A 7,147-nucleotide genomic window follows, 5' to 3' on the forward strand; every position below is an offset into this window, starting at 1 on the left:
CCAGCTCGGGGTAGCGCGGGGATAGTTCGACACCGGCAACGACAACGACGACGACGAGGACCGCCGCCGCGGGGAAACGATGCGGTCGCCCGGTCACGCCGAACCGGCGGCGGCTTCGGTCGTATCGAGGCCGGTCCAGTGCCATAGTGGAACTGCACGCCCCTCGTGTCCCGGCCTGCTGCTGGAACACGTGGCCAGATCGCACGACTCCCTGCAGGTTCACGCCTGCACCGACGAGAGGAACGCAGATGGCTATCAACGACGACGACATCACCACGTCCGGCGCTCAGGGCGAGGGCATCGCCGACGGCGGTTCCAATCCCGGCGGCCACGACGGTGGCGCCGACGGGTCCGCCCACCACATGAAGGGCGAGGGCGAGGGCCTGGCTGACGGCGGTTCGAACCCGGACGGTCACGACGGCGGCGCGGACGGTTCCGCCGATGGCGCCGCGAACACCGGCGAAGGGGTGGCCGACGGCGGTTCCAACCCGGATGGTGCCGACGGCGGCGCTGACGGCACGCAGTAATTGCGGGCGCTTCATCGGTGCGTCGCGTGCAGCTCGGATGAGTTCGCTGCGGGGGTGTGGGGGCAGCGGCCCCTGCTGACCCGGGCGGCCGAGCTGCCGCGCGACTACTCCGACCTGCTCGCGCCCGGGATGGTCGACGAGATCATCGCCGAACGCGGCGTGCGCACGCCCTTCGTGCGCATGGCTCGGGAGGGCACGCTCGTCGACCGGGCGTGCTTCACCCGATCCGCGGGTTTCGGGGCCCAGATCTCCGATCAGCTCGACCCCGACGGCGTGCTCACGCAGTACGCCGCCGGGGCGACGCTCGTGCTGCAGGGTCTGCACCGGTTCTGGCCGCCGATCATCGACTTCGTCCGGGGCATGACCTCGGACATCGGCCATCCGGTGCAGACCAACGCCTACATCACCCCGCCCGCGAATCGCGGGTTCGATCCGCACTACGACGTCCACGACGTCTTTGTGCTCCAGGTGTCCGGCACCAAGCGGTGGCGGGTGCACGAGCCCGTCCATCACCATCCGCTTGCGGACCAGCCGTGGACCGACCACCGCGAGGCGATCGCCGAACGGGCGAAGGACGAGCCGGTCATCGACACCGTGCTCGAGTCGGGGGACTGCCTCTACCTGCCGCGCGGCTGGGTCCACTCGGCCGAGGCGCAGGGTGACACTTCCATCCACCTCACGGTGGGCGTGGCCCCCTTGACCGGGCACGACGTCGCCACGGCGATGATCGAGGCACTGGCCTCGGAGGAGGAGCTGCGGGCGTCGTTGCCGTTCGGGCTCGCCCCGGTCGATGCCGCGCGCGCCGAGCCCCACGCCCGCGAGGTGCTCGACGTGCTGGCCAGGCTGATCGCCGAGAAACAGGACCAGCTCAGCGGTCTCGCCGGCGACGCGCTGGCCGAGAAGTACCTGGACCTCACGCGCCCCGCCGCGATCCGCCCGCTGGCCACCCTCGATGCCGTCGCGTCGCTCGACGCCGACACTCAGCTGCGGCTGCGGGAGGGGCTCCACGCACGGGTGGACTGCACCGGCTCCGACGCCGACTCCGACTCCGACGCCGCCAATCCCGGCACGGTGGTGTTGAGGCTGCCCACCAAGTCGGTGACCTTCCCGGCGGTGTGCACTTCCGCCCTGCGCGCTGTCCTCGAGGGCGACCCCGTGAGCGCTGGTTCGCTGCCCGGCCTCGATGCCGACGACGGCCGGGTGGTTCTCCGGCGGTTGCTGCGGGAGGGCGTGGTGGTGGCGCTGTGAGCAGGCCTGCGGACTGGGAGCCGTGCAGTGACTCGTCGTCGCGCCGCGGCGATCCTCTGGACGGGTCGGGCTCCCGGGGATTGCGGTGGCTGATGGTCGAGCTGGCCGGCCCGTGGGGATATTCGGCGCTGCTCGACTCGCCGGGTCTCCTTCCGCCCGAGCTGGGTCGCGAGATCGCCGGGCGCGCCCAGGAGGCCGATGTCCGGGTTGCCGCGATCCGGAGGCCGGGTCGTCGTCGTCAGACCGATGAGCAACGCTGGCGGTGGGCGCTCGCCGACGCCCGGCCCGGGCACGAGTCGCTGCGGTGGGGCGAGGTTGACGGCCCGGTCGGGTACGCCGAGATCCCCCTCGACGGTTCCGCCGGCACCCCGTCAGCGGAGCCGCTGGTCGCCGTGTGCGCGCACGGCAAGCACGATCAGTGCTGCGCCGTGCGGGGGCGCAGCGCCGCGGCGCGGATCGCCGAGCGGTATCCGGAGGCGACCTGGGAGTGCTCGCACCTGGGCGGCGACCGCTTTGCCGCGACGATGCTCGTCCTGCCGCACGGCCTCTTCTACGGCCGCGTCGACCAGGCGGAGGATCCGGCAGACATCGTCACCCGCTACACGGAGGGCCGCGTCGACGAGCGGTACCTGCGCGGACGCAGTAGCCATTCGGCGGCCGTGCAGAGCGCGCAGCACCACGCCCGCGCGGTGGTGCCCGACGACCGCATCGACGCCTTCGCCCCGGTGCGCGTGGTCGAACGGGACGAGCACGTCGAGGTGACGCTCGAGGGCCCGCACGGTCCGGTCGAGGTGTGGCTGCGCGAAACCTACTCGGAGCCGATCTTCACGATGTGCCGGGCCCACGCCCCCGGGCCGGTCCGGCAGTGGGAGCTGATCGAGGTCAGGGGCGGCGGGTAGGGCCGGACGTCGGGGCGAGGTGGAGCGAGGATGGTCGAACCACGTGTGGCTCCGCGGAGACGTCCTCGACCGCGGCTCCTCGGGGACTCCGCACGCGAAAGGACAGGCGACGTCGATGCAGCCGTTGATCCGCGCCGCGAGCCTGCGCGGGTTCGCTGAGCTCGTCACCGAACTCGGCGGGGATCCGGATCGGCTGCTCGCGCGGTTCGGCATCGAGCCAGAGACGTTGGCGGACGAGGACGGGCTGCTGTCGATCACCGACCACGACCGGATGCTCGATGTGGCGGCAGCCCACCTGCGCTGCCCGGACCTCGGTCTGCGGCTGGCCGAACGGCAGGACGTGACGATTCTCGGCCCCATCGCGCGGGCGATCGGATCGTCGCAGACCTCCGCGGAGGCGCTGGAGTGCGCGGCTCGGTTCATGTTCGTGCACAGCCCCGCGCTGAGGATCGAGGTCGCCGACGACCCGTGGGGCCGGCGCGGCGTGATCGCCCTGACGTACCGCAAGGAGCTGACCGAGTCGCCGTACTCGCCGCAGGCCGCCGAGCTGGGGCTGGGGGTGTTCTACCGGGTGGCCGTTCATCTGGTCGGGCAGTCCACCGGGTTGCGGTCGGTGGAGGTGCCGCACGGACCACTCTCGCCGGTCGGCCGGTATCTGGGCTTCTTCGGCGTCGACGTGAAGTTCGACCGGCCCGCGGCCGCGCTGTGTGTCGACCGTCGGATGTTGGATGCCACGTTCGCCTCCGCGGATGAGGATCTCCGTCGCGCGGCCCTCGATCACCTGACGGGCTCGTACTCCGACCCGTCGGACTCGGTGGCTCACCAGGTGCGCCGCCTCGTGGGGGAGCGCCTTCCCGGCCGCGTCCCCACCCTCGTCGAGGTGGCCGGGGCGCTCCTGCTCCACCCGCGGACGCTGCAACGTCGCCTCGCCGCCGTCGACACCACCTACGGCCGGGTCGTCGACGACCTGCGTCGGGATCGCGCGCACCGGTTCATCACGACCAGCGACCTGTCCTTCACCCAGATCGCCGACCTGGTCGGTTTCGCCGAGCAGGCCACGCTCAGCCACGCGGCGCGCCGGTGGTTCGGTATGTCCCCCGGGGAGCTGAGGCGGACCACCAACCTGTCGCCCTGACACAAGTTTCCCGCCGCCGGACACCGGATGCTGGTGTCGACCGCGGGAACGACCGGCGCCCCCCGGGCGGCCACCCCATCGGCGAGGAGGAGCGAACGATGCTGCGCGAAGATCCACCGCGTTCGGACCAGGTGTCCGGACCCATGCTCGAGCAGATCGGCGCGCGGCCGATCCCCGAATTCGACGGCGTCCACGACGTGTGGCCGCGGGGCGAGCGGCTGAGGGCGGTGCGCTCGGCGGCCGCCGAGTACAAGAAGCGGTTCGTGCAACAGGGGCAGGTGCGGGCGGTGCGGTCAGTCGACGTGGCCGGGGCGCCGTACCCGGTCAAGTACGCCTTCGACAACGCGGTGTCGGTGCCCAGCCTGCCGTTGGTCACCATGATCAACCGCATGGTGGTGGTCCAGTACGACGACTGGAACGGTCGGCCCCGCACCCTGGTGTTCGAGCCGACCGTCCCCGCCGGTTCCGCCAAGGCGCCGTTCTACGCCAGTCTGGAGAGGCTGGTCGACGCCGTCCCCGGCGGCCGCCTGGCCAGCAAGGCGATTCTCAAGTACTTCAACGAGCCCGGCGAGGCCCTGGCGAAGGTGGGGCTGCGGCCGGAGGACGTGGACTTCCTCACGTTCGACCACCTGCACGTGCAGGACCCCCGGATGATTCTCGGCTCGAGCGAGGTGATCGCGGGCGAGCCGACGCCGCGCACCGCCCTGTTCGGCGACGCGCAGCTGCTCGTGCACCGCCGCGAACTGGCCACCCTGGAGGACCTGCACCCCATGCAATGGGCCTGGTACGTCGAGGACGGACTCGACGGCGTCCACCGGGACAGGTTCGCCGTGTTCGACGGCGACATCGAGCTCGGCCCCGGCATCGCCCTGCTGTGGACGCCCGGCCACACGGACGGCAACCACTCGCTGGTCATCAACACCCCGGACGGCGTGTGGGTGTCCTCCGAGAACGGCATCTCCCTGGACAACTGGCAGCCGGAGCTGTCGAAGATCCCGGGCGTGCGCCGCTACCACCGCGAGTACGGCCGCGAGATCTGCCCCAACGCCAACACCCTCGAGGACGCGCTGGACCAGTACGACTCCATGATCAAGGAGAAGACACTCGCCGACCCGTGTTCGACCGACCCGCGCTGGCTCCAGATCCTGCCCTCCACCGAACTGGCGCCGTGGAAGCGTTTCTGGCCGGTGGTGCCGACGTACTGCCACGGTGGGATCTCCTACGGCGAGATCCGCGCCGGACTGAGGGACGGGAAGTGACGACGACGGCGAGGACCCGCAGTGCGCTCGTGACCGGGGCCGGTCGCGGCCTGGGCCGAGATATCGCGGGCCTGCTGGCCGACCGCGGGTATCGCGTCATGATCACCGATCTGGACGAGCAGTCGTCCCGGACGGCGGCCGCGGAGATCGGGCGGGGTGCGCTCTGGGCCGCTGTCGACGTCCGTGATCGCGGGCAGGTCGACGAGGCCCGGGACCGGCTGGTCGCGGAGACCGGGGGCGTGGACGTGTGGGTCAACAACGCCGGTGTCCTGCTCACCGGCCCGGCGTGGGAGCAGACCGACGACCAGCGGCGGCTCATGCTGGACGTCAACGCGCTGGGGACGATCAACGGCACGGTCGCCGCGATCGAGGCCATGCGCGCCCGCAGCGCTGGTATCCCGGGCACCGGCGCGACCGGCAGTGGCGGGCACATCGTCAACATCGTCTCGCTGGCGGGGATCTCCGCGGTCCCGGGCGAGGCCGTCTACGCGGCGTCCAAACACGCGGTGATGGGCTTCAGTTCCAGCTCGGCCGCCGACCTGCGGCTGGCCGGGGTGGACGATATCGACATCTCGTGCATCTGCCCGGACGGCATCTGGACCCCGATGCTCTTCGACAAACTCGAGGACCCGCAGGCGGCGCTGTCGTTCTCGGGTGTCCTCCTGCAGTCGGAGGACGTGGTGCGCGCGGTGGGCAGAGTGCTGGAGTCGCGGCGCCCGGTTACGGCCGTCCCGGCTAGGCGCGGGGCGCTGGCCAGGCTGGGTGCCGCGTTCCCCCGCCTGGCGTCCGCCCTCCTGCCGCTGATGGCCGCCAAGGGTCGCCGGAAGCAGCGCACTCTCCTACGAACGCAAGGATCGTCCCGCTCTTGACCACTCGGACAGACCCCTCCGTGATCATCCATCGTGAGGTCGACCTGCAGTCCCGGTTGCTCTACTGGGCCGGGCGGGCGACGCTCCGTCAGGTGTACCGCTTCTGGCCCATGACCGGCGCCGGGATCCGGGGGCTGGCCGAAGTCGAGCGCGGGTTCTCGCGGCTGGCGGGCCCCGCCGGGGTGCGTGTGGAACGGACCGTGCTCGGCGGCACCGCGGCCGAGACGTCGACCCCCGATTCCGTCGGCCCGGACGCATTGGCCGACGTGACCCTGCTCTACCTCCACGGCGGCGCGTTCGTCTTCTGCGGCCCCGGCACCCACCGTGGGCTCTGCGGCCGGCTGGCGATAGACCTCGGCGTGACCGTGCACTCGCTGGACTACCGGATGCTGCCGGAGGTCGACCTGGCGACCGCGGTCGCGGATGCCTACGCCGGGTATCGCGCTCTGTCCGAGCAACTGCCCGCGGATCACCGGATCGTGGTGGCCGGGGACTCGGCGGGCGGGTACCTGGCCGCCGCGATCTGCGAGTTGGCCGCCCGCGATGGCGTCCGCCAGCCCGCCGCGATGGTGGGCTACTCGCCCCTGCTCGACGTCGATGGCGAGGTGCGTGAGGGGCCGTGGGCCACGCGCGACTCCTACCAACCGGCCGTCACGGTGCAGCGGTTCCAGAGGCTGTGGCAGCTCCACGCCGACGGGCTGGAGAGCAGCCGTTCGATGCTCACCTGCGATCCGGAGGTGTTCCCGCCGACGCTGATCACCCTGGCTGCGGGCGAACTCGTGGAACCGGCCGCGCTCCAGCTGACCGAACGCCTCCACGCGGCCGGGCGGCCCGTCGAGACCCATCGGTGGTACTCGGCAGTCCACGCGTTCCCGGTGCTCGCCGGCCTGACCCCGCACAGCCGCCACGCCGGCGGGATCACGGCCGAGTTCTTGCGCCGGACGATGACGGCACCGGTCTCACAGCATCCTCTCTCAAGACATGCACGAGATGGGTCTTGACCGTGCCTTCGGACAGGTGCAGCGACTCGGCGGGCTGCCGGTTGCTCGAGCCCCCTCGGTCACGGCGCGCAGGACCTCGGACTCCCGGTCCGTGAGCACCGGCCGAGGACCACGCATCCGGCTCAGTAGCCGGGCAGCGACCGCTTCGCCGCGACGATGCTCGTCCTGCCGCACGGCCTCTTCTACGGCCGCGTCGACCAGGCGGAGGA

7 protein-coding genes are annotated in these 7,147 nt (G+C 71.6%); all 7 read left to right on the plus strand.

Annotated features, from left to right (window positions below; genetic code table 11):
- Positions 1-248 precede the first annotated feature (248 nt).
- The 7 genes from NR111_RS11990 (at position 249) to NR111_RS12020 (ending at position 6,938) form a co-directional block, all read left to right on the plus strand.
- Positions 249-527 (plus strand): BatC protein, encoded by a 279-nt coding sequence (locus NR111_RS11990; RefSeq protein ID WP_182634398.1) that lies wholly within the window; start codon positions 249-251, stop codon positions 525-527.
- Entirely contained in the window at positions 528-1,775 is a 1,248-nt protein-coding gene (locus NR111_RS11995) for a cupin domain-containing protein (protein WP_256820875.1), read from the plus strand.
- Between the two features lie 92 nt (positions 1,776-1,867).
- Positions 1,868-2,674, plus strand: coding sequence for a sucrase ferredoxin (locus NR111_RS12000; protein ID WP_256820888.1), 807 nt, complete (start codon positions 1,868-1,870; stop codon positions 2,672-2,674).
- A 115-nt stretch (positions 2,675-2,789) separates the two neighbouring features.
- A complete protein-coding gene (locus tag NR111_RS12005; protein WP_256820876.1) occupies positions 2,790-3,809 on the plus strand; it encodes an AraC family transcriptional regulator in 1,020 nt (339 codons plus the stop codon).
- A gap of 98 nt (positions 3,810-3,907) precedes the next feature.
- Complete coding sequence (locus NR111_RS12010) at positions 3,908-5,068, plus strand: hypothetical protein (protein WP_256820877.1); 1,161 nt, start codon at positions 3,908-3,910, stop codon at positions 5,066-5,068.
- Positions 5,065-5,937, plus strand: coding sequence for an SDR family oxidoreductase (locus NR111_RS12015; RefSeq protein WP_256820878.1), 873 nt, complete (start codon positions 5,065-5,067; stop codon positions 5,935-5,937). Before NR111_RS12010 ends, NR111_RS12015 begins: the two co-directional genes overlap by 4 nt.
- Positions 5,934-6,938: an alpha/beta hydrolase gene (locus tag NR111_RS12020; RefSeq protein ID WP_256820879.1), complete on the plus strand. Its 1,005-nt coding sequence runs from the start codon at positions 5,934-5,936 to the stop codon at positions 6,936-6,938. The genes NR111_RS12015 and NR111_RS12020 overlap by 4 nt, the downstream gene beginning before the upstream one ends.
- Positions 6,939-7,147 lie beyond the last annotated feature (209 nt).

The organism is Dietzia sp. Die43, assembly GCF_024519835.1.
Lineage (GTDB): Bacteria > Actinomycetota > Actinomycetes > Mycobacteriales > Mycobacteriaceae > Dietzia > Dietzia kunjamensis.

Bases quoted from the DNA above. Each gene is read 5' to 3' on its own strand.
- NR111_RS12000 (WP_256820888.1), top strand. From the start codon at position 1,868: ATGGTCGAGCTGGCCGGCCCGTGGGGATATTCGGCGCTGCTCGACTCG.
- NR111_RS12005 (WP_256820876.1), top strand. From the start codon at position 2,790: ATGCAGCCGTTGATCCGCGCCGCGAGCCTGCGCGGGTTCGCTGAGCTC.
- NR111_RS11990 (WP_182634398.1), top strand. From the start codon at position 249: ATGGCTATCAACGACGACGACATCACCACGTCCGGCGCTCAGGGCGAG.
- NR111_RS12010 (WP_256820877.1), top strand. From the start codon at position 3,908: ATGCTGCGCGAAGATCCACCGCGTTCGGACCAGGTGTCCGGACCCATG.